This window comes from Deinococcus frigens DSM 12807 (genome assembly GCF_000701425.1).
Lineage (GTDB): Bacteria > Deinococcota > Deinococci > Deinococcales > Deinococcaceae > Deinococcus > Deinococcus frigens.
This window is the reverse complement of sequence record NZ_JNIW01000012.1, coordinates 58,583-79,111: the sequence shown is the minus strand read 5'-3', so window position 1 is coordinate 79,111 and position 20,529 is coordinate 58,583. Positions and strand designations below refer to the sequence as shown.

21 protein-coding genes are annotated in these 20,529 nt (G+C 66.4%); 9 read left to right on the top strand and 12 right to left on the bottom strand.

Annotation, left to right across the window (positions count from 1 at the left end; translation table 11 throughout):
* Positions 1-51: 51 nt before the first annotated feature.
* The gene (locus Q322_RS0106580; protein ID WP_029477014.1) at positions 52-549 is read right to left on the bottom strand and encodes a (2Fe-2S)-binding protein; all 498 of its coding nucleotides are present in this window, start codon (positions 547-549) and stop codon (positions 52-54) included.
* A 442-nt stretch (positions 550-991) separates the two neighbouring features.
* Here Q322_RS0106580 and Q322_RS0106575 point away from each other — a divergent pair, with 442 nt between their 5' ends.
* Positions 992-2,131 (top strand): NAD(P)/FAD-dependent oxidoreductase, encoded by a 1,140-nt coding sequence (locus Q322_RS0106575; protein ID WP_029477013.1) that lies wholly within the window; start codon positions 992-994, stop codon positions 2,129-2,131.
* Between the two features lie 50 nt (positions 2,132-2,181).
* Here Q322_RS0106575 and Q322_RS0106570 read toward each other — a convergent pair whose 3' ends face one another.
* Positions 2,182-2,856: a hypothetical protein gene (locus Q322_RS0106570; protein WP_051668300.1), complete on the bottom strand. Its 675-nt coding sequence runs from the start codon at positions 2,854-2,856 to the stop codon at positions 2,182-2,184.
* On the bottom strand, positions 2,853-3,518 hold the full coding sequence (locus Q322_RS0106565) for a hypothetical protein (RefSeq protein ID WP_029477011.1): 666 nt from the start codon (positions 3,516-3,518) through the stop codon (positions 2,853-2,855). The genes Q322_RS0106570 and Q322_RS0106565 overlap by 4 nt, the downstream gene beginning before the upstream one ends.
* Before the next feature lie 50 nt (positions 3,519-3,568).
* On the opposite strand from Q322_RS0106565, the gene Q322_RS21635 reads away from it, so the two are divergent.
* Positions 3,569-3,937, top strand: a complete 369-nt coding sequence (locus Q322_RS21635; protein WP_051668299.1) for a DUF202 domain-containing protein — start codon at positions 3,569-3,571, stop codon at positions 3,935-3,937.
* Between the two features lie 84 nt (positions 3,938-4,021).
* Here Q322_RS21635 and sodA read toward each other — a convergent pair whose 3' ends face one another.
* A complete protein-coding gene (gene sodA / locus Q322_RS0106555) occupies positions 4,022-4,645 on the bottom strand; it encodes a superoxide dismutase [Mn] (protein ID WP_029477007.1) in 624 nt (207 codons plus the stop codon).
* Positions 4,646-4,875: 230 nt separating this feature from the next.
* Here sodA and Q322_RS0106550 point away from each other — a divergent pair, with 230 nt between their 5' ends.
* Complete coding sequence (locus Q322_RS0106550) at positions 4,876-6,561, top strand: chloride channel protein (RefSeq protein WP_029477006.1); 1,686 nt, start codon at positions 4,876-4,878, stop codon at positions 6,559-6,561.
* 112 nt (positions 6,562-6,673) lie between these two features.
* Here Q322_RS0106550 and Q322_RS0106545 read toward each other — a convergent pair whose 3' ends face one another.
* The 5 genes from Q322_RS0106545 to upp all read right to left on the bottom strand — a co-directional run bounded on the left by Q322_RS0106545 (position 6,674) and on the right by upp (position 12,281).
* A complete protein-coding gene (locus Q322_RS0106545; RefSeq protein ID WP_029477005.1) occupies positions 6,674-8,140 on the bottom strand; it encodes a bifunctional ADP-dependent NAD(P)H-hydrate dehydratase/NAD(P)H-hydrate epimerase in 1,467 nt (488 codons plus the stop codon).
* Between the two features lie 133 nt (positions 8,141-8,273).
* Complete coding sequence (locus Q322_RS0106540; RefSeq protein ID WP_029477004.1) at positions 8,274-9,137, bottom strand: tetratricopeptide repeat protein; 864 nt, start codon at positions 9,135-9,137, stop codon at positions 8,274-8,276.
* Positions 9,138-9,373: 236 nt separating this feature from the next.
* Positions 9,374-10,168 carry a nitroreductase family protein gene (locus Q322_RS0106535; protein ID WP_029477003.1) on the bottom strand — a complete coding sequence of 265 codons (795 nt, stop codon included), beginning with the start codon at positions 10,166-10,168 and terminating at the stop codon, positions 9,374-9,376.
* A 246-nt stretch (positions 10,169-10,414) separates the two neighbouring features.
* Complete coding sequence (locus tag Q322_RS0106530; RefSeq protein ID WP_029477002.1) at positions 10,415-11,554, bottom strand: MraY family glycosyltransferase; 1,140 nt, start codon at positions 11,552-11,554, stop codon at positions 10,415-10,417.
* 103 nt (positions 11,555-11,657) lie between these two features.
* On the bottom strand, positions 11,658-12,281 hold the full coding sequence (upp, locus tag Q322_RS0106525) for a uracil phosphoribosyltransferase (protein WP_029477001.1): 624 nt from the start codon (positions 12,279-12,281) through the stop codon (positions 11,658-11,660).
* A 60-nt stretch (positions 12,282-12,341) separates the two neighbouring features.
* On the opposite strand from upp, the gene Q322_RS0106520 reads away from it, so the two are divergent.
* Positions 12,342-13,046 carry an ABC transporter ATP-binding protein gene (locus tag Q322_RS0106520; RefSeq protein WP_034417826.1) on the top strand — a complete coding sequence of 235 codons (705 nt, stop codon included), beginning with the start codon at positions 12,342-12,344 and terminating at the stop codon, positions 13,044-13,046.
* Positions 13,047-13,145: 99 nt separating this feature from the next.
* Here Q322_RS0106520 and Q322_RS23160 read toward each other — a convergent pair whose 3' ends face one another.
* Both Q322_RS23160 and Q322_RS0106510 read right to left on the bottom strand, forming a co-directional pair.
* A complete protein-coding gene (locus Q322_RS23160) occupies positions 13,146-13,325 on the bottom strand; it encodes a hypothetical protein (RefSeq protein ID WP_034417823.1) in 180 nt (59 codons plus the stop codon).
* Positions 13,326-13,379: 54 nt separating this feature from the next.
* Positions 13,380-14,060: a tyrosine-protein phosphatase gene (locus Q322_RS0106510; protein ID WP_029476999.1), complete on the bottom strand. Its 681-nt coding sequence runs from the start codon at positions 14,058-14,060 to the stop codon at positions 13,380-13,382.
* A gap of 227 nt (positions 14,061-14,287) precedes the next feature.
* Between Q322_RS0106510 and gyrA the strand changes: the two genes are divergently transcribed.
* The 5 genes from gyrA to Q322_RS0106485 all read left to right on the top strand — a co-directional run bounded on the left by gyrA (position 14,288) and on the right by Q322_RS0106485 (position 19,265).
* Positions 14,288-16,723: a DNA gyrase subunit A gene (gene gyrA / locus Q322_RS0106505; RefSeq protein ID WP_029476998.1), complete on the top strand. Its 2,436-nt coding sequence runs from the start codon at positions 14,288-14,290 to the stop codon at positions 16,721-16,723.
* A 406-nt stretch (positions 16,724-17,129) separates the two neighbouring features.
* A complete protein-coding gene (locus Q322_RS0106500; RefSeq protein WP_029476997.1) occupies positions 17,130-17,750 on the top strand; it encodes a helix-turn-helix domain-containing protein in 621 nt (206 codons plus the stop codon).
* 98 nt (positions 17,751-17,848) lie between these two features.
* Positions 17,849-18,151, top strand: a complete 303-nt coding sequence (locus Q322_RS0106495; protein ID WP_029476995.1) for a PadR family transcriptional regulator — start codon at positions 17,849-17,851, stop codon at positions 18,149-18,151.
* Between the two features lie 116 nt (positions 18,152-18,267).
* Positions 18,268-18,696: a hypothetical protein gene (locus tag Q322_RS0106490; protein WP_156952920.1), complete on the top strand. Its 429-nt coding sequence runs from the start codon at positions 18,268-18,270 to the stop codon at positions 18,694-18,696.
* Positions 18,697-18,719: 23 nt separating this feature from the next.
* Entirely contained in the window at positions 18,720-19,265 is a 546-nt protein-coding gene (locus Q322_RS0106485; protein ID WP_029476992.1) for a hypothetical protein, read from the top strand.
* A 364-nt stretch (positions 19,266-19,629) separates the two neighbouring features.
* On the opposite strand, the gene sdaAA is transcribed toward Q322_RS0106485, so the two are convergent.
* Positions 19,630-20,520: an L-serine ammonia-lyase, iron-sulfur-dependent, subunit alpha gene (sdaAA, locus tag Q322_RS0106480; RefSeq protein ID WP_029476991.1), complete on the bottom strand. Its 891-nt coding sequence runs from the start codon at positions 20,518-20,520 to the stop codon at positions 19,630-19,632.
* Between the last annotated feature and the right edge of the window lie 9 nt (positions 20,521-20,529).

Genomic DNA, 20,529 nt, shown 5'->3' with positions numbered 1-20,529 from the left:
GGCGGATGGTCTGTCTTTTCCCATCAACCATCAACCTTTGACCATCACCCTCTAGTCGTCCGCGGCCTGTCCACCTGCCTGCCCACCCTGCGCCATGATCTCCGCCGCGTGCTGCACGGCCTTGACGATGTTGTGGTAGCCGGTGCAGCGGCAGTAGTTGCCTTCCAGGTGGTAGCGAATCTCTTGCTCGCTGGGACTGGGGTTGTGCTTGAGGAGTTCGGCGCTGGCCATGATCATGCCGGGAGTGCAGTACCCGCATTGCAGGCCATGTTTCTCCCAGAAGCCGGTCTGGAGCGGGTGCAGGTCGCCGGGCGTGCCGATGCCCTCGATGGTGGTGACGTCCATTCCATCGGCCTGAACGGCCAGCACGGTGCAGCTCTTGACGGCCTCGCCGTCCACATGCACGGTGCAGGCCCCGCACTGGCTGGTGTCGCAGCCGACGTGGGTGCCGGTCAGCAACAGGTCCTCGCGCAGAAAGTGGACGAGCAGCGTTCGCGGCTCGACATCACGGGTGTAGGGTTTGCCGTTGACGTTCATGGTCACGTTCATGGGTGCCTCCTGCTGAAACGGGGTTGCCGTGCAAAAACGGGGCGGACGCCGGGATAGAGGCGTCCTGTCTGGGTTGTCTGACCGTTCATATTCAAGCACACAACGCACCTCCTGCGCTGTACTCCAACCTTCAACTTCTGCGCCCAGCCAGGGCGGCAGCCCTCTCATCAGTGCAAGTATTCAGCGGGGCAGGTACTCAGCGGGGCAGGTACTCAGCGGGGCAGACATCTCGACGGTGCAGACATCTCGACGGTGCAGGGATCTCGGCAGGGCAGGAATGAAGCGCAGGGACCACGCCTCATTGTTTCTGGGAGACGGCCCGGCACATGAACAGACAACGGTTGGCAAGGGTACAGCTCTGGCGCAGGGACGGTGTACACTGGTTGAAAGCTGGTCTGCTGTCCAGCACTTCACTCGTGAATTCGTTCACAGGAGCATGACGATGAAAACCCTGATCCTCGGTGCCGGTTACGCTGGTCTGGCCGTCGCCACCAAAATGAAGCCCCACGCCGATCTGGAAGCCCTGCTGGTCGAGCAAAACGCCTTTCACACCTTCGAGACCCGGCTGCACGAGGCCGCCGCGCACAACACCCGCGTGACGCTGCCCCTGGCCCCGCTGCTGCGCGGCACCGGCGTGGAGCTGGAGCAGGCCAGCGTGGAAGCCGTCGACCTCGACGGACGCGAGGTCACCCTGAAAGACGGGCGCGTGCTGACCTACGACAAACTGGTGGTGGGCCTGGGCAGCGTGACCAACTTCTACCGCATCCCCGGCCTGGCCGAGAACGCCAGCGAACTCAAGCAGCTCAGCGACGCCGACGAGATCTTCAATTTTGTCAACCGGGCCTACAGCGGCGAATTCAAAGGCGTGCGCGACATCGTGGTGGGCGGCGCGGGTCTGACCGGCGTGGAACTGGTCACCGAACTGGCCCAGCGCGCCGAACTGCTGAGCAAGGCGCGCGGCCTGCCCACCATGAACATCTCTCTGGTGGAGGCCGGTCCCAAGATCCTGCCCGTGCTGGACGACGCCCTGCGCGGCAAGGCCCAGCGCACGCTGGAGGAGTACGGCATCCACATCCTGACCGGTCACCGCCTGATGCAGGCCAACGCCGACAGCGTGACCGTGCAGACGGCAGACGGCGAGCAAAAGGTCATCCCGGCGGGCAAGATCATCTGGACCGGCGGCATTCAGGCCCGCGACATCATGAAGGGCGCGAAACTGGAAAAAGGCCCCGGCGGACGCGTGGCCGTGGACGACAGGCTGCGCGCCAAGGGTTACCCCGACGTGTTCGTGATCGGCGATATGGGCCTGGCGCTGAACCAGGAAGGCAAGCCCGTTCCCACCACCGCCCAGCACGCCGGGCAGCAGGGCCGCCTGACCGGCAAGAACATCATGCGGCTGGCCAGGGGTGATGAGGTCGAAGCCTACGAACCCACCACCCTGGGCGAGTTCGTCTCGCTGGGCGGCCTGATGGCCGTGGGCTGGATGAAGCTGCCCTGGAACCAGAAACTGGCGATCACGGGCGGCATTGCCCACGTCATGAAGCGCGCTTCGGAATGGCGCTGGCGGGCCAGCATCGACTGAGCTGAGATGATCTCACCCAACCCTCTCCCCTGCGGAGGGGGTTTTTTTGGTCAATCCCGTCCTACTTCCAGCCAGGGAAAGCCCCAGGGATCGGCCTTTGCGCGCGCGTCCACCTGCGCCGCATCATGGAGGCGGACGGGCAGCGGGAAGTCTTCAGGCGTGACGGGGATGCGCAGCAGTGGCGTGACCAGAGCGCGATTGACCCAGTGCGCCTCCTGTACGTACCCCAGGCCGCCATGTTCGCAGGGTGGCGACTGAATAAAGCCGTCTCTGGGCAGCACATAGACGAAGCCCGGCGTCAGCAGCTCGCGCGCTTGACTCGCGCCGGGCGTGCGCGGGGCCACCGACATGAAATAGCGCATCCCGGACCACTGCCCGCCCTCCCGCACTTGTAGGGCCATATCGTTTTGCCGCGCCACGCCCGGTCCGCGCAGAGCGTACATCATGGCCCACAGGCCGTCCGAGGCCGCGTACACGCCAATGATGTTGCTGAATTCGTCCGGCTGGGTGTAGTCCTTGTGAGCGCCCACCAGTTCGGTCAGTCCGCCGTGTTGCGAGCCGTGCAGCAAATAGCCGTGTTCTGCCAGCCACTGCAAGAAGAGCCAGCGCGGAACTTCCGGCGGTAGGAGGGAAATATGCCGCGCAGTCCAGGCGCGTGAGCAACTCCTGGCGGCGGCTTCGGAGAGTTCACCGGGCGGTGATTCCAGCATCCAGACGGGCGTCATCGTTCCAGCCAGGGAAAGCCCCAGGGATCGGCGGCGGCCTGCGCGTCCACCCGCGCCGCATCGTGGGTCCGCACAGGCAAAGGAAAATCGGCGGGCCTGACGGGGATGCACAGCAGCGGCTTCACGGCACTCGGACTGACCCAGTGAGGCTCCAGCACCTCGGCCAGATCCGGCCAGAAGTAAGGTGGCATCTGCTCGAATCCTACCCTAGGCAGAACGTAGACGAAGCCGGGAGCCAGCAACTCGCGTGGACCGACGACGCCGTTCTCGCGCGGCGCAAACGAGAGGAAATACTGCGTTGATGACCAGCCCGTATCGCCTGCCAGTCTCAGGGCCATATTCAGGATGCGCTGCACTCTCGTCCGGTCCCGCAACGCGTACATCAGCGCCCACAGCCCATCCGAGGCGGCAAAAACGCCGCTGCGCTTGCTGAACTCGTCCGGGCTGCGGTCAGGGGGCGTGCGCGGCTCGAAGCGCGTGACTCCCCCCTGCTGCGAGCCGTGCAACAGATACCCCTGCCCGGTCAGCCACTGGAGAAAAAGCCAGCGCGGCAACTGTGGCGGCAGCAACGAGACATCCCGCGCACCCCAGGCTGCCGCGAACACGGCCAGTTCAGCGGCAGTCAAGTCATGTTCTGGAGCCTCCAGCATCCACGGGCGCATGGACACAGCATAGGTGTCCAGATGCCCAGGGCGGATAAGCTTTAAGCCAGATGGCAGATGAAGCAGATCAGGGCCGCAGCCTAGGCCAGGCCCGCACCGACTGGGCCGAACGGCGCACCGCGCTGGCCGCCGAGCGCACCTTCGCCGCATGGGCGCGCACCGGGCTGTCTTGCATCGGGGTGGGGCTGGCCGTGACCCAGTTGCTGAACGATCTGCAACCGCTCTGGCTGGTGCGCGTGCTAGCCGCTGGTCTGGTGGCGCTGGGCGCGCTGGCACTGGCCTTTGGTTTTCGCAGTTATCACAAGTCGGCCCACGGTCTGGAGAAAAGCGGCCAGCACACCCTGCCGCTGGGGTGGATCGGGGCTTTTGCCGGATTGCTGATTGCGCTGGCCATCGCCGGGTTGATTCTGGTGTGGTGAGGACCGTAGAGCAGGACTCTGCAATGCAGCCCACAAAACAGCCCCCGGCCACATTCGGCCAGGGGCGCTTTTACCGAGCTGTGTTTACTTTGCGGCGGCGTAGCGCTGGGCGACCTCGTCCCAGTTCACGACGTTCCAGAAGGCTTCCAGGTAATCGGGACGCTTGTTCTGGTAGTTGAGGTAATAGGCGTGCTCCCACACGTCCACACCCAGAATCGGGGTGCCGCTGACCCCGGCAATCGCCTCGCCCATCAGTGGATTGTCCTGGTTGGCGGTGCTGACCACGGCCAGCTTGCCGCTTTGCACGACCAGCCAGGCCCAGCCGCTGCCGAAACGGGTCTTGGCGGCGTCCTCGAACTTCTTCTTGAAATCGTCGAAGGAACCGAAGGTGGCGTTGATGGCAGTGATCAGTTCGCCGCCGGGCTGGCCGCTGCCCTGGGGTCCCATTACAGTCCAGAACAGGCTGTGGTTGGCGTGGCCGCCCGCGTTGTTGCGCAGGGCCGCTTTCTTGTCGGCGGGCACGCTGTCCAGCTTGGTGATCAGTTCCTCGACAGGCAGGTCGGCGAACTCGCTGCCTTCTAGCGCCTTGTTGGCGTTGTCCACGTACGCCTGGTGGTGCTTGTCGTGGTGAATTTCCATGGTGCGGGTGTCGATGTGGGGGGCCAGGGCGTCGTAGGCGTAGGGCAGGGGGGGGACTTGGTAAGCCATAACAGTGTTGCTCCTTTCATTGCCGGGGTTCGAGGCCCGCACGGTGCGCGCACTCTCCCACCGGGAAAATCGAGTCTCATCTTACGCGCCGTATCTGAAGTGCCGGGACCCTGACAGGCTTTAGGGGGGCTTAATCTGGACACTGAAGGGCAAGCATCTGGGCCACAGGCCACCACGGCGACTGCACGGGCAAGGCACCTTCATGGACTTTGCTCTAGCATGGGCCGCGTATGCGTTCCCCGTTGCCCCGCGCCGTGTTGACCCGTCTGGAAACGGGGCGGGTGGTGGTCCTCAGCGTGCTGGTGGGGGCGCTGGTGGGCGGCCTGGGCATTCTGCTGCGGCTGCTGCTGGAGGCCGCGTTGCGTCTGGGCGCGCTGGTGACCGGTTACGCCCCGCCTGGCACCCCCGGCGAGGGCGGGTTGCTGATGGCCTTTGGGGACGCGCTGCCGTGGGGGCTGCTGGCCCTCCCGGTGGTGGGGGCGCTGTACGCCTGGCTGGTGCCTGCGGCGGCAGGAGACGCGCTGGGACAACTGGTGCGCGGCTACCACGCACGCGGGCAGTGGCCCCCGCCGCTAATCCAGCTCCGCACGCTGCTGGGCACGGTGCTGGCCTACGGTGCGGGCCTGCTGGTGGGCCGGGACTCGGCCTTCACCATGACCGGGCAACTGGGCGCGCGGCTGCTGGGGCGCTTGACGCGGCTGGACGCCGTGGAGGCCCGCACACTGACCCTGGCCGGGGCGGCGGCGGCGCTGGGCGCGGTGCTGCACGCGCCGCTGGCCGCCGCCGTATTAATCGCGGAGGTGCTGTACCGCCGCTTTGAATTCGAGTTCGAGGTGGTCATGCCCTGCGTGCTGGCCGCCGTGGCCGGGACGGCGGTGTACGGGCTGGCTTACGGCTTCGCGCCGCTGCTGAGCGTGCCGGAGCTGGGCGTGCCAGCCGCCGCCCAGCTTCCGGCGCTGCTGGGGGTGGCGCTGGCCGCAACGCTGGCCGGATGGCTGTCGCTGCTGGCGGTGCGGGTCGTCCCTGCGGGCTGGGCGGACGGCAGGCTGCGCCCGGTGCTGGGCGGGCTGTTCGGGCTGGCGACCGCCGCCACCGCTTACTTCAGCACGCCCGCCGTGCTGGGCGACGGCAGCGGCTGGGTGCAACTGGGCGTCTCGGACTTCCTGGGCGCGGACGGTGGTGGAGCGGGCGCGTGGCGCTGGGGGCTGCTGGCGCTGGGGGCGCGGCTGGCCTTCGGGGGCGGCGTGCTGCCGTCGGTGGGGGTGGGCGGGCTGATCGGCGCGGGGCTGGGCAGCCTGCTGGGCGTGGACCCGGCGCTGTCCACATTGGTCGGTGTGGTGGCCTACCTGACCGTGACCCTGAACGTGCCGCTGGCCGCCGCGCTGCTGGCCGTGGCCTGGGGCGGCGAGGCCCTGCTGCCCAGCGCGTTGGTGGCCGCTGGTCTGGCCCATGTCCTGAGCGGCACGGACGGTCTGGTGCCGGGTCAGGTCAGGGCACGCGCCCAGAGCGGCGTGCATCAGGGCGGGCCGGGGCTAATCGGGGGGCTGGCCCAGCTCCCCGACTCGCTGCGCTTCATCCCGCGCCGCGCGCTGGAGTCGTCCCTGGAGTCGTCCCTGGAGACGGTCCCGGACGCGCCGGCTGTCCTCTACGACGGGCCGTCCGCCGAGACACCTGCCGAAGTTCCCTCCAGCGAGCGCGAACTGTACCGCCGGGGCGTGCCCCCGAGCTGGCGCGGCGCACGCCTGAAGCTGCTGAGCCTGCCGCCAGGAGTGGAGGTGGTGGGCCTCGTCCGCGACGGCACGGTGCGCCTGCCCCACCCCGAAATGCGCCTGACCTCCGACGACGAACTGGTCTTCCTGGCCCGCCCCGACGCCTACGCCGCGCTGGAGGGCCTGCTGCGCCTGCCGGGGGCCTGAGCTGAACGTTGGTTGGCCCCAACACGAGATCACATTTGCCAGAAAAGTAGGGCCGACCTGAACAAGGATGACCACCCTCCGGCGGCAGAAGCTGATTGGCATCAACAGGGCATCAGGACCGCGTGAGGTCCAGCCAGGCGGCTCCCAGTTCACTGGACACATCGGTGGCGATCAGGCCGTAGCCGTGCGTCGCGGCGGCGAGTTCACCCGCGCGCGCGTGCAGCCGCACCCCGGCCACAGCGGCACCCCCGGCGCTCAGGCCCTGGCCCAGCAGCGCCGCCAGAAGGCCCGACAGCGTATCTCCCATTCCCGCCGAGGCCATGCCCGGATGCCCGCCGCGCGACACGCTCAGCGCGTCTGCCGAGGCAACCACGCTGGGGCCGCCCTTGAGGACCACCGTGCCGCCCAGCAGCTCCTGCAAGCGCCGCGCCGCCGTCAACGGATCACGCGTCACTTGCGGCGTCCTGACCCCCAGCAGCCGCGCCGCCTCGCCGGGGTGCGGGGTCCAGACGCACTGTGGGTGGCCGTGGCCCGCCAGTTCGGGATGCAGCGCGTCGGCGTCCAGCACGGTGGGAACGCCCCAGGCCAGGACCTCGCGGGCCACCCGCACGGCTTCCGGTCCCAGGCCCATGCCCAGCGCCACGGCGTCGGGCAGACCGGAGTCGCGCAGTTTGGGCAGGGCGCTGTCCCAGGTCGCGTGCTGCCTGACCATCAGTTCAGGGGTGACCAGCGGCACATCTGCCAGCGAGTGGACGGTGACCAGCCCCGCTCCGGCCCGCAGCGCGCCCAGCCCCGCCAGCGCCGCCGCCCCCACCGTGCCAGGATGGCCGCCCACGATCCAGACCCGGCCCGCCGTGCCCTTGTGCGCGCCTGCTGTTCGCACCGGCAGCAGCGCCGCCACCGCTGAATCGTCGGGGCGGGTGCCGAGCGCTTCCCGCCGTACCCAGTCGGGCGGCACCCGCAGCGGGGGCAGCATCACCCGGCCCGAACATGTGGCCGCCTCGCCGAACAGCAGCGCGGTCTTCAATCCCATCAGCGTGACGGTCAGATCGGCGCGCACGCTCGGCCCTGCCACTTCCGCACACGAGGCGTCCAGGCCACTGGGCAAATCGATGGACACCACGGGCATGCCAGCGTCGTGGGCGGTGTTCAGCGCCTCGATGACCTCAGCCAGGGCCGGGCGCAGCGGCGGCACAAACCCGGTTCCCAGCAGGCCGTCCACCACCACTCCGGCGGACGCGGCGGCGCGGCGCAGTGACGCAGGATTCAGGGGCCGGACCTCGCCTCCCACCGCCCGCAGGCGTCGGCGGTTCAGGCGGGTCAGGGGATGCTTGCTGGGCTGGGCCAGCACCTGCACCCCGCGCCCCAGCGTCAGCAGGTGGCGGGCGGCCACCAGGGCGTCCCCGCCATTGGCCCCGCCGCCCGCCAGCAGCAGCACCGGGCCGTCTAGACAGGAGGTTTGCACCGCGTCGGCCACCGCGCGCCCGGCCTCCTCCATCGTCAGGTCCAGCAGTCCGGCACGCTCCAGGCGGGCGTCGACCCGCCGCGCGCCCCCGGGACTCAGGATGAATTCGCTCATGCCCGCTTATAGCGCAATCGCCCGATGCCCGCCCCGAACTTTCTTCAGCGGAAGCGCGGTCATGCCAGGCGCAGCCGACGGCTCCTGTCGAGGGGACCGGGACTCTACGGTTTTATGTTCCGCAAGCTGATCTCTATGTCAACGCGCCGCGCAGGGCCAGGAACAGCACCAGCACCACCACCGCGATCAGCACCCAGCGCAGGCCCTTGAACAGCGGGTTGCCCGCGAACTGGGCCTTGACCTCGGCGTCGGTGTCCTCCTTGGAGCGCTTCATGCCCAGCCGCTGCCCACGCCGGATCGAGCGCACCGCCTCGCCCATCTTGCCCTGGCGGCGCAGCGCCACGCCCAGATTGTGCCAGCCGCCGTCATAATCGGGATTCAGGCGGATCACCTCGCGGTACCGGACCTCGGCCCCGGCCAGATCACCGCTCTCGATGTCCAGATTGCCCAGGTTGGTCAGCGCGCGGTAGTGGCCCGCGTCGGCCTCCAGCGCCCCCTCGAACAGCGTCCTGGCCCCGGCACTTTCGTCCTGGAGGGCCAGCAGCACGCCCTGGATGTTCAGCGCCTCGGCGCGTGTCAGCGGCTGGGCCAGCGCCGGGGCCAGCCCAGCGGCCAGCACCTGCGGGTCCGGCTCTTTCAGGTGAGCATTCAGGGCGTCCAGGGCCGCGCCCAGCGCGTCGGGATCGGCGGCGCGGCGCAGCACGCTCAGTTCGGCAGCGTCGGCCCCGCCCGCCAGCGCCTCGCGGTAGTCGGCCAGCGCCCGCCGGGCCGAGGGGTAACGCCGCGCCCGCACCGTCTCCTGAAAGCGGAAGACCGACTCCAGCGCCTCCTGAAGTTCGGGTTCAGCCTGCTTTAGCCGCGAGACGGCCAGCGCCCGCCGCCATTCTCCGGCGCGGATGACCTCGTTCAGATCGGGCAGGGCAACGGGATCGGCGGCGGCAGTCAGCCCCGCAGACTGGGCACTGGACTTGGCGGGGGAACGGGCGGGATCAGACATCTGCGCCGATGATAGGCCGGAACGGGCTGCGGCAGGAGTGCGGGCCTCGCATTCCGGCTTCCCTATGGTTGGATCGGGGCCGTCGTCCCGTTTCAGATGGGCAGCAGGGCCGGTAGGAGGCAGGGCGCGGTTTCCTGTGGGCCGCAGTCGCGGGAGAAACCGGGAAACCCGAGTCCACCCTGCAAGATGCCGGACCTCTCTCCGAAGGTCAGGACCACAGCAAAATCACCCAAAAATCACCCCTCGCCGGACCACATCCCCTGGCGCTTCAGCGCCGCTTCCAGCCGGGGTTCGCGGCCTTCCATGCTGCCGCCCACGGCGAAGTAGGCCCCCAGCAATCTGGCCCAGTCGCCGGGCTGCCCCTGCCTGGCCGCGATGGGATTCATGACCGCTACGGCGTTACGGATTTCTTCGTCCGTGCCGTTGTGATAGGTGTCGGTGTGGATCACCAGCGGACGGGGCACGCGTGGGCGGTGGGGGGTGTCCTCGGCAGATGTGCCGATGGTCAGCGCCGCAAAGGGCAGCACGCCGGGCGGCAACTGGAGCAGGTCGATAATGCCGTCCAGGCCATTCATCACGCCGCCGATCCAGCAGCCCTGGTAGCCCAGCATCTCGGCGGCGGTCAGCAGGTTGGTCCCGGCCATCACGGCGTCCCCGATCCCGAAATGCACGGCGATGGCGGGCCAGTGCCCCGGCGTCTGCCCGGCCACTTCCAGCACCCGAGCAACCCGCCGCACGTCGGCGCACACCACGAACGCCTCGGAGGCGGTGGCGATGTGCGCGTTGGTGGTCAGGGTGACCATCCGGGCGCGGACCTCCGGACGGGTCAGCCGCACCAGCGAGTACAGTTGCGCGGTGGCGTCGGTGGGCGCGCGCTGGGCGGCGTGCAGAATGGCCTCCAGATGATCGGCGGGCAGCGGCAGAGGCGAGCCGTCCGGGTCCGCCTGGTAACTGCGGGTGGTGCGGTGGGCGTCGTAGAACGCAGTGACTTCTGCGGCGTTCTGGGTGCGGGTGGGCAGCGTTGCGGGCATGGGGCGCAGCATAGCGGGCAGGCAGGTGAATGAGAAAAGCAATTCCTACAGCCTTCAGGAACTGGAGCAGATGGGGTGAAGGTGCGGCGGGTGGCGTCCTGGCCCTTCCGTCGCCACGCCACTCTCTCTGTGCCACGGGGGCAACGAGCATGTCCAGGGTTCAAATCAGTTTTGAAGGTGCCGGGCGGCCAGCAGGAACCGCGCCCGCAGTAGAACGCCGCCAGCAAGTTCTCCCATCTCAGACCCTCACCGCGCCGTCCCGCTCTTGCGGGCCTCGATATTCTGGGCGCGGACGCGGCGGTGGGCCACGAACCACAGGCACGCGGCGATCAGCACGCCGGTCACCACGATCACTGGCCAGGCCACGCCCTGAAAGGCCATGCCCGCCATGCCGCAGGCCAGCGCCACGCCCCACAAAATCACGGCGGTGCGCCGCGCGCTGGCGGTGCGGGCCAGGACGCGGTGATGAATATGGGTCTTGTCCGGGTGCCCCAGCGGGTTGCGGATGCCGCGTGCCAGTCGCCCGATCACCACCTGGGTGGTGTCCAGCACCGGCAACGCCAGCACGATCAGCGGCACCAGCAGACTGGCTCCCGCGCTGAATTTCAGTGTGCCCAGCAGGCTGACGGCGGCCAGTGTGTACCCAAACAGGTAGGCTCCGGCGTCGCCCATGATGATCCGGCTGGGGTTGAAGTTGTGCCGCAGATAGCCCAGCGCCGCGCCGGACAGGCCCGCCAGCAGCACCACGGCGGCGGCCCGGTCAGGAAACTGCGCCGCCGTTGCCAGCAGCACACTGCTGACCACGAAGCCCACGCCGCCCACTACGCCGTCCACCCCGTCCATCAGGTTGACCGCGTTGGTCAGGCCCACGATCCACAGGATAGTCAGAAAGATGCTGATGGGACCGTTGATGGCGTTGGGGATGATGGGGAGAAAGGGAATGGCGTTGAAGTCGATCGTCAGGCCGTTGACGATCAACAGCACGGCGGCCAGCACCTGCACCAGCAGGCGCGACAGCGGCGACAGGCCAAACTGGTCATCGATAAAGCCCACCAGCACCAGCAGCGACGCGCCCAGCAAGATGGCCAGTACCTGAATGTTAACGATCTCCACCACGATGGGCCGCAGCGCCCAGGCCACGATCACACTGACGATGAAGCCTGCGAAGATCGCCAGCCCGCCGGCGTTCGGCAGCGGCTCCTTATTCAGCCGCCGCTCGTTGGGCTGATCGGCCCAGCCGACCTGCACGGCAAACTCACGCAACCGTGGAATGAACAGCCAGGTAAACAGCCAGGCGGTCAGAAAGGTGACGACAACGCTGAAAAACCCTCGCCCAAACAGGTCGGCGATGCCCAGTTGCTGGGCGAAAGCAGAAAGTGAATCCATAAACTGACCCGAGTCTAAAGGTTAGGCCGCGTCAGGAGGTTAGCCGAAAGTTGCAGGTGCTCGTCTGGTGGCATTTGCGCGGCGGCTACTTGGTGCCGCAAATCTACTTGGTGCCGTAAATCCGGTCCCCGGCGTCGCCCAGCCCCGGCACGATGTAGCCGTGATCGTTCAGATGCGAGTCGACAGCGGCAGTCACAATTTCCACGTCCGGGTGATCGCGCTCGATCACGGCGATGCCCTCGGGGGCCGACAGAATGCACATCAGCTTGATGGTCTGCGCCCCGGCCTCCTTGAGGCTGTCGATGGCGGCGCTGGCACTGCCGCCCGTGGCCAGCATAGGATCGGTCAGAAAGACCCGGCGCTCGGCGATGTCGGCGGGCAGCTTGTTGTAATAGGCCACGGGCTTGAGGGTCTGCGGATCGCGGTACATGCCCAGGTGCCCCACCTTGGCCGCCGGAACCAGCTCCACGATGGCGTCGGTCATGATCAGCCCGGCGCGCAGGATAGCCACCAGCGCCAGCTTCTTGCCGCTCAGCATCGGGAACTGGCCGGTTTCCAGCGGGGTACTCAGGGTCTGCGGGGCCAGCTCCAGATCGCGCATGGCCTCGTAGGCCAGCAGCATGCTGACCTCGGCGGCCAGTTCGCGGAATTCCTTGACCCCGGTGCAGGTGTCGCGCATCAGCGAGAGCTTGTGTTGAATCAGGGGATGGGAGACGACCGTGACCATGCGGCTTACCATATCGCCTCGGCGCGGCTGGACCCAGCAGAAGTAGAGAACCGGGCTAAGATGCGCCGCGTGACCGTCCCCGCCTCCTCCCCACCTATTCCCGCCCTAGAAGCCGTCGGGATTCGCCAGAGTTTTGGTGAACTGACGGTCTTGCATGGCGTCTCGCTGCGCGTACAGCCAGGGGAGGTGGTGGCCGTGACCGGCCCCTCAGGCAGCGGCAAGAGCACGCTGCTGCACCTGCTGGGCGGGCTGGACGTGCCGGACTCCGGCGAGATCTGGTGGGCCGGGGAGCGCGCCGACACCCTGGATACCCAGGCGCGGGCGCTGCGCCGGGCCGGGCGGGTGGGCCTGGTGTTCCAGCACCATTACCTGCTGGAAGACCTGAACGTGCTGGACAACGTCATGATCCCCTGCCGCCTGGCCGGGCAGGGGGACCCGGCCCGCGCCCACGCCCTGCTGGCCCGCGTGGGCCTGACCGGACGCGAGAAGAGCATGCCCGAGGTCCTCAGCGGCGGCGAGCGTCAGCGCGTGGCAGTGGCCCGCGCGCTGGCCTCCGGCCCGGCGGTGGTGCTGGCCGACGAGCCGACGGGCAGCCTGGACCGGGCCAACGCCACCACCGTCGCGGCCCTGCTGGTGGCCCTGGCCCGCGAGGAAGGCGCGGGCGTGCTGCTGGTGACCCACGACGAACGCCTGGCCGGCTACGCCGACCGGGCGCTGCACCTGCTAGACGGACGCTTTACTGAACAGGAACCTGTGTACGGGTAGCAGTTCGGAGATTCGCCGATTGGACCTCTGATGACCGGGGGCACCGCTGAACGCCCTCCTCACCCCAGCCCTCTCCCGCCGTGGGAGAGGGAGAAATACTTATACCCTGTGCTGGGCGATGACCTGCGCCAGGCCCAGCAACTTCCGCAAGGTTAAGCGCACGCGGCCCGGGTTCGCCACGTCCTCGAAGGCGGTTAGCACCTGGTCGCCGTGGGGAGTCAGCAGCACTGGGCCGTCGTCCACATCCAGCATTACGTACTGGCGTGGTTCGGGGGCCACCTGGCTCGATCCGCGTAAAACGGGATTGCAGCGTTCGTTGAAATTTGCCTCGACTCAGCCTGTGATCAACCGCTCCGCCAGCGCTGCCTGCTCTGCCTCCGAAAAACCGTGGGCGGCCAGGTACGGCCCTACACCGCCCCAGACCGCATCCAGATGGGTCAGGGGCCGCAGCACATCGTCCGCGACGGTGGGCATGAACGGCTCATCCCGCACGCGCTGCTCAGCACTCCGGCGCACCCTGCCGCTGGCATAGAAGTCCACCAGTTCCGGCCCGGTGGCGACGTAATCGGCGGCGATCTCCTCGCGGCCCCGCCCGGACAGGTCCAGGCACAGCGCGGCGATCAGTCCGGTGCGGTCCTTTCCGGCGTGGCAGTGGATCAGAACTGGGCCGGGCGGGGCGTCCAGAATTGCGCCCAGGATGCTGACGATGCCGTTCGCGCCGTGATCCAGCAGGGCGCTGGTGAGGTCGGCGTTGCTGTGGGCCGCTGCTGTCGCCTCGTTCAACGGGCGAATTCGGTACGGCAGCAGCGACAGGTTCAGGTACTCCGTTCGCCCTAGGAATGGCGGCGCGTCGATGTTCCGTTCCACACGCGTTCGCAGATCGAGAATAAGGCCCAGCTTCAGGGCCAGTAACTCCTCCCGCCCCCGCCCACTTAGAAAGCTGAGGTTGCCGCTGCGGTACAGACCTGGCAGCGGGCGGCGGAAGTTGAGCGCACCTTCGGGTGAGGTTGGCATGATCCAGAGAATGCCCACAGCAACGGGGGTCAGGGGGCGAGGTGAATCACCGTCTTTGCCGGTAGTTTCGGGTACAATAGGCCCATTGAGGGAACCCCTTCGGCGGAGCGATGATCATTACGTGCATAACATAATATGCTAGAATCGTTCTACTCCTGGCATCGTCGCCGGGCCTCCATCACCCCCACACTGCCGGGCGGATTACTCGCCGCCCCGACTGGAGCCACATGACTGGAATTCATCCCGTTGACATCACCAGCGAAGTCAAGACCAATTTCATCACCTACGCCATGAACGTGATCGTGGACCGCGCGTTGCCCGACGTGCGCGACGGCCTCAAGCCGGTGCAGCGCCGGATCATGTACGCCATGATGCTGGAGGGTCTGTACGCCAACCAGAAGCACGCCAAGTCCGCGTCCGTGGTGGGCGAGGTCATGAAGAAGTACCACCCGCACGGCGACTCGTCCATCTACGACGCGATGGTGCGCCTGGGCCAGTGGTGGAACATCCGCTACCCGCTGGTTCACCCGCAGGGCAACTTCGGCAGCATCGACGGCGATCCGCCTGCCGCCATGCGCTACACCGAGGCCCGCATGACCAAGGTGGCCGAGGATGTACTGGCGGACCTTGAAAAAGAAACCGTGGACATGCGCCCCAACTACGACGACACCACGGTTCAGCCCTCGGTGTTGCCGTCGGCGGTGCCGAACCTGCTGATCAACGGCGCGACCGGCATCGCCGTGGGCATGGCGACCAACATCCCGCCGCACAACCTGACCGAGATCTGCAACGGGTTGCTGGCAATGGTGGACAAACCCGAGATTGGTCTGGACGAGATGATGGAACACGTTCAGGGACCGGACTTTCCCACCGGGGGCCGCATCAGCAAGATGGGCATCCGGGAAGCGTACGCCACCGGGCACTCCGGCCTGAAGGTGCGCGGCAAGGCCCGCATCGAGGAAAAGAACGGGCGCAACCAGATCATCATTTCCGAGATTCCTTATCAGGTCAACAAGACCAACCTGATCCAGACCATTTCGGCGATGTACAAGGCGGGCAAGATTCCCGATATCTCCGCCCTGCGCGACGAGTCGGACCGCAAGGACCCGGTCCGCATCGTGGTGGAACTCAAGCGCGGCGCGATTCCCACGCTGATGCTGAACCAGCTCTACAAGTACACCCAGCTTCAGGGCACCTTCACGGTCATCAACCTGAGCATCGTGAACGGCGAGCCGCGCGTGCTGCCGCTGGTGGACACCATGCGTTACTTCCTGGACCACCGCCAGGACGTGGTGACGCGCCGCACTGCCTACGACCTGCGAAAGGCCGAGGAGCGCGCCCATGTACTCGAAGGGTTGCTGAAAGCGCTGGATGACATCGACGAGGTGATCAGCCTGATCCGCGCCAGCAACACCGGGGCGGAGGCGAGAGACGCGCTGATGGTCCGCTTTGGCCTGAGCGAGATTCAGTCGCAGGCCATTCTGGACATGCGCCTGCAACGGCTGGTGGGCCTGGAGCGCGAGAAGATTCAGGGCGAGTTCGACGAGCTGAGCGTGACCATCGCCCGCCTGCGCTCGATTCTGGGCGACGACAAGCTGCTGTGGCGCGAGATCAAGAAGGAGATTCGTGACATCCGCGACCGCTACGGCGACGAGCGACGCAGCACGATCTCCATTCTGGAAGACGACATTTCCAAGGAAGACCTGATCGCGGTCGAAGACATGGTGATCACCATGACCAAGGCCGGGTATCTCAAGCGCACCAACCTGGCCGCCTACCGCGAGCAAAAGCGCGGCGGGCGTGGGGCCTCGGGCGGCAAGCTGCGCGACGAGGACATCAACACCCGCGTCTTCGTGGGCAGTACGCACGACTTCCTGCTGTTCTTCACCGATCAGGGCCGCGTCTTCCACGAAAAGATCTATGACCTGCCGGAAGCGGGCCGCGACGCCAAGGGCACGCACATCCGCAACCTGCTGCCCAGTCTGCGCGACACCGAGAACATCGCCAGCGTCCTGAGCGTGGGCAGCTTCGAGGAAGAGGGCTGCTTCATCTTCGCCACCCGCAAGGGCGTGGTCAAGAAGACCATGATCACCGATTACGGCAACATCACCTCCGCAGGTCTCATTGCCATTAATCTCCAGAACGGCGACGAGTTGATCGGGGTGGGCATCGTGCAGGACGACGATCATGTGGTGCTGGCCACCCGCAACGGCAAGGCCATGCGCTTCCAGAGCGGCGAGGTCCGCGACACCGGACGCGCCACCCAGGGCGTCATCGGCATCCGTCTGCGTGAGGGGGAGGACGATGCGGTGGTCAGCATGGCCCTGGTCCCGCACGGCGACGACACCAGCGAACTGCTCTCGGTCAGCGAGTGCGGGCTGGGCAAGCGCACTCCGGTGGGCGACTACCCGGCCAAGGGGCGCGGCGGCATGGGCGTGATCACACTGGACGTGACCGACAAGACCGGCAAGCTGGTCACGCTGGCCCGCGTGGGCGGCGATGAGGAACTGATGGTGCTGACCCGCAAGGGAACCGTCATTCGCACCCGCGTGGAAGAAGTGCGCGTGACCGGGCGCAACGCGCAGGGCGTCAAGGTCATCAATATCGGCGACAAGGATAGCGTCATCAGCGCCTTCCCGATCCGCCGCGAGGATGAAGTTTGATCTGGCTGGCCTGAGCTTCGGGCATTAACCCACAATTTACAAAGGCGCGGTAGAACGAGCGTCCGGGGCTTCTGGCTTCGGGCGCTGTTTGCGGCTGCGGTGCTGGATCGTCTCCGATTGCGGATGTACCTCGATCACCGGACAGCAAACGCCCCTTGAACCTTTTTAGCCTTCGGTACGTATCGGAGATGAAACCACGGTGAGGGCGAGGAAGGCAGTCCGAGAACGGGTTTCGACGTTCAGCCCGGGTGTTCTTGTGATCAGCTTTGCATCACCCTTTGTCAACTAAATACTATTTAAAGAAACAAAAGTGTTTACAAAATTGTAGAGATAGGTTACACTGTAATCACGTCGGGAATGACCCCGACCCCCTATCTTCCTCACTCCGCCCTAGGAGGCGACCACAATGACCCAGACCCAGACCCAGCACAGCACCGCCCGCACTTTCGTTGATACCGTGACCTACCGCCCCGGAGCCGTGATCCTTTACCCCGGCAAGAGCGACATGCTGTACCGCGTTGCCAGCGGCCTGGTGCGTGTGCACACCATGGACGACGATGGCAACGGCCTGACCCTGCGCTACGTCAAGCCCAATGAGTACTTCGGCGAGGAAGCCCTGGCCGGAGTGAACCGCGCCTATTTCGCGGAAGCCGTGACCGACAGCAGCATCGATGTGATCAACCCCGCCTTGATGAGCGCCGAGGACAACCTGGTGGTGACCACGCACCTGGTTAAGACCCTGGAACGCGCCTACGAGAGCATCTACCGTCTGGTCGGCAAGCGTCTGCGTGCCCGCATTGCCGGTGAACTGCTGGAGCTGAAGGACACTGCCCTGGCAACCCAGACCGAGAACGGCGAGACCATGATCTACGCCACCCACGACGAGCTGGCCGCCGCCGTCGGCAGCGTACGCGAGACGGTGACCAAGGTGGTCGGCGAGCTGAGCCGCGAGGGCGTCATTAGCGCCGGATACGGCAAGATCACCCTCAAGGACGAGAAGGCCCTGGGCACCATCGCCGCTGCCTGAGCTGTCTGACACCTGCGCCGCTTCGGATGACTTCCGGGGCGGCGCTCCTCTATTTCTGAGTGCTCTTGACTTCAAAGTCTATATATGTAGAATGATTCATGGCCCGCACCCCCAATTCCAGCCCGCACACCCGCGCCGTTCTGGGCGCGCTGGCGGCCACGCACCCGCGCCCCAGCTACGGCTATGACCTGAGCAAGGCCACCGAATTGAAAAGCGGCACCCTGTACCCCATCCTCCAGCGCCTGCACGAGCAGGGCTATCTGGACGCGCAGTGGGAGGAGTCCCCACACCCCGGCAAGCCGCCCCGGCACATCTACACGCTGACGCTGGAGGGGCTGACGCTGGCGCGGGAGAAAACAACGGAAACGAAGGTTCGTGCATTGAAAGGCGCGCTGCTATGACACCGGACGACTGGCGCAGGGGCATGGAGAATGAGGCGGCGAGTGTGGAGGATGGGGGGTGGACGAGAGCAACGAGGCGTCACCTGCGTTATGGGCCTTTTAAGCAAACTGCACTCTTGGTACTGGCTGGGATGGGCCTGAGCGTTGCTATCAGCGCCGCCGTCGCACTGGGGACACAGCTTCCGGTCCTGGCCCGCGAGGCCGCCCGCAATGACACCAGCCTGAGTTCCTTTCTGGCCTGGAACGTCCTGGGTAGCCCGCAGCCTATTCAAACCATCTCGCACAGCTACGATCCAGTTTTCCCCGCTGCCGCCCTACTCGTGGTTCTGTTCGTGTTTGCGGCCATGGCCACCCGCGCCCGCTGGCCGCACTGGCTTATCCTCGCCTGTGCGGTGGCGGGCGTCTTGACTGTCGCCGTCCTGACCAACCTGGTCCTGCATGAGTTCACCGGATTTCCGGCCAATCCGTTACTGCCCGCCGTCTGCGTCACCGCGCTTGGCATCGTTTTGGGCCTTCCGTTCCAAGGCAAACGGGCCGCCACATGATCCCCGAAGAATGGAGGCTAGGCATGGAAAACGAAGCCGCAAGCGTGAAAGACGTTCAGTGGGCGCGGGAAACTCAACATGTGGTCCTTCAGGGCAAGCGGCGCAAACTCCTGACCGACACGCTGGCCTCTCTGAGCGCGGCCCTTGTCCTGGCGGCGCTGTGGATGACGGGCCTGGTGCTGGTGTCCCGCTTCGCCTGGCACATGGACGCCAACCTTCTTGGGGCGTGGTCCAGCGTGAATCCGGTCACATTCGATCTGCTGTTTCTGGGCTTGATCCTGCTGACCGGGCTGTTCCTGGGCTGGCGTGGAGTCCCGCCGGGCCGGGTGGCCGTTGCTCTGGCCCTGCTACCGGTCCTGTTGTGGTTGATCGGCCTGAGCGTACACAGTGAAGGCGTCTGGACAGAGCCGGGAACGAACGTCGCTACTGACCAGACAATAGATTTCGCGGTCTTTACTCTGGATGCCACGAGGCTGAACTTTGCCGCAGGAGCTGCGTTCGTCGGTTTCCTCAGCGCCTGGGCCGGACGGACCCTGCGCCGCCGAAGCCCCAGCGCCGCATTGAAATAACTTCATGACGGACGCCGCCCTCCGCTCATCCAGAGAGGACCGTGACCGGAACCGAATATCTGCGCTCCGAGCGCGCGAGGCCGGACAAGCGGGAGTATGTGGGCAGCTTCGCACACCCGCTGCATGCCCAGGTAGGGGCCAGTGATACAGATTCCGTTTGTTTCGTGCATGAACCGGGACAGCGCCGATTCATTCACTCCACGCCCGGAACCCGTTGTTCTCCTTCTCGCTGTCCTCGGATTTCCAGGTATTTCCAACACCTTCAATCGGAGTCCGTATGAGGAGCATGTACGGATCAGCCTGCGGGGGTTAGAAAAGAGGAAAGCCCTGTCCATAGTAGAGAGGGTTGGGTGAGGGATTTTCTTCAGGCCATCGGCAATTCAACCATTCCGGTCTCGCCTTCCTCTCTTTTCCCTTCCATGCGTGCTGTCACGGCCAGGCCAGTCGGCGTCTGCGCCAGTCCCCCCTCTGCCGTTTCACGCAGCTCGGCGGGCATCATGCGGCCCACGGCGGCCATCGCGCCCAGCACCTCGTCGGGGGGAATAAAGGATTCCAGTTGCGCCAGCGCCAGTTGCGCCGCGCTGACGGCGTGGACCGCGTAAAAGGCGTTGCGGCTCACGCACGGCACCTCCACGTAACCGCCCACCGGATCGCAGACCAGACCGATGGTATTCATTAAAGCCATGCTGGCGGCCTGCACGGCGGCGCGGGGCGTGCCCCCCAGCAGTTCCACGACGGCGGCGGCGGCCATCGCAGCGCTCGATCCGATTTCGGCCTGGCACCCGCCCGCCGCGCCGGAGATGAACATGCGTTTGCTGATGGCCTTGCCCACGCCAGCGGCCAGGATCATAGGGGCTACCAGTTGGTCATCACCGATGCCCAGGTGATCGGCCACGCCCAGCAGCGCGCCGGGGATGGTCCCCGCGCTGCCCGCCGTGGGCGCGGCGACGATGCGGCCCATGCGGGCGTTTTCCTCATTGACGGCCATCGCGTACGCCTGCACGCGGCGAATCAGCGGAGCATTCAGGGCGTCGGGCGCGTCCCACAGGCCCTTGGCGTTCCAGCCCACCATGCCGGTGATGCTCTTGGCGTCGCTGTTCAGGCCGCGCTCGATGCTGCTGCGCATCTCGCGGATGCGGCGGGCCATCTCGTCGCGGATGTCCTGGGGGTCCAGCCCGGTTTCCTGGCAATCGCGTTCCAGCACCCAGGCCGAAACAGGCGCGGGGGCGTTCATCAGCTCTTCAAGGGTGGTCATGGTTGAGGC

Bases quoted from the DNA above. Each gene is read 5' to 3' on its own strand.
- Q322_RS0106580 (WP_029477014.1), bottom strand. From the start codon at position 549: ATGAACGTGACCATGAACGTCAACGGCAAACCCTACACCCGTGATGTC.
- Q322_RS0106575 (WP_029477013.1), top strand. From the start codon at position 992: ATGAAAACCCTGATCCTCGGTGCCGGTTACGCTGGTCTGGCCGTCGCC.
- Q322_RS0106570 (WP_051668300.1), bottom strand. From the start codon at position 2,856: ATGACGCCCGTCTGGATGCTGGAATCACCGCCCGGTGAACTCTCCGAA.
- Q322_RS0106565 (WP_029477011.1), bottom strand. From the start codon at position 3,518: ATGCGCCCGTGGATGCTGGAGGCTCCAGAACATGACTTGACTGCCGCT.
- Q322_RS21635 (WP_051668299.1), top strand. From the start codon at position 3,569: ATGGCAGATGAAGCAGATCAGGGCCGCAGCCTAGGCCAGGCCCGCACC.
- sodA (WP_029477007.1), bottom strand. From the start codon at position 4,645: ATGGCTTACCAAGTCCCCCCCCTGCCCTACGCCTACGACGCCCTGGCC.
- Q322_RS0106550 (WP_029477006.1), top strand. From the start codon at position 4,876: ATGCGTTCCCCGTTGCCCCGCGCCGTGTTGACCCGTCTGGAAACGGGG.
- Q322_RS0106545 (WP_029477005.1), bottom strand. From the start codon at position 8,140: ATGAGCGAATTCATCCTGAGTCCCGGGGGCGCGCGGCGGGTCGACGCC.
- Q322_RS0106540 (WP_029477004.1), bottom strand. From the start codon at position 9,137: ATGTCTGATCCCGCCCGTTCCCCCGCCAAGTCCAGTGCCCAGTCTGCG.
- Q322_RS0106535 (WP_029477003.1), bottom strand. From the start codon at position 10,168: ATGCCCGCAACGCTGCCCACCCGCACCCAGAACGCCGCAGAAGTCACT.
- Q322_RS0106530 (WP_029477002.1), bottom strand. From the start codon at position 11,554: ATGGATTCACTTTCTGCTTTCGCCCAGCAACTGGGCATCGCCGACCTG.
- upp (WP_029477001.1), bottom strand. From the start codon at position 12,281: ATGGTCACGGTCGTCTCCCATCCCCTGATTCAACACAAGCTCTCGCTG.
- Q322_RS0106520 (WP_034417826.1), top strand. From the start codon at position 12,342: ATGCGCCGCGTGACCGTCCCCGCCTCCTCCCCACCTATTCCCGCCCTA.
- Q322_RS0106510 (WP_029476999.1), bottom strand. From the start codon at position 14,060: ATGCCAACCTCACCCGAAGGTGCGCTCAACTTCCGCCGCCCGCTGCCA.
- gyrA (WP_029476998.1), top strand. From the start codon at position 14,288: ATGACTGGAATTCATCCCGTTGACATCACCAGCGAAGTCAAGACCAAT.
- Q322_RS0106500 (WP_029476997.1), top strand. From the start codon at position 17,130: ATGACCCAGACCCAGACCCAGCACAGCACCGCCCGCACTTTCGTTGAT.
- Q322_RS0106495 (WP_029476995.1), top strand. From the start codon at position 17,849: ATGGCCCGCACCCCCAATTCCAGCCCGCACACCCGCGCCGTTCTGGGC.
- Q322_RS0106485 (WP_029476992.1), top strand. From the start codon at position 18,720: ATGGAAAACGAAGCCGCAAGCGTGAAAGACGTTCAGTGGGCGCGGGAA.
- sdaAA (WP_029476991.1), bottom strand. From the start codon at position 20,520: ATGACCACCCTTGAAGAGCTGATGAACGCCCCCGCGCCTGTTTCGGCC.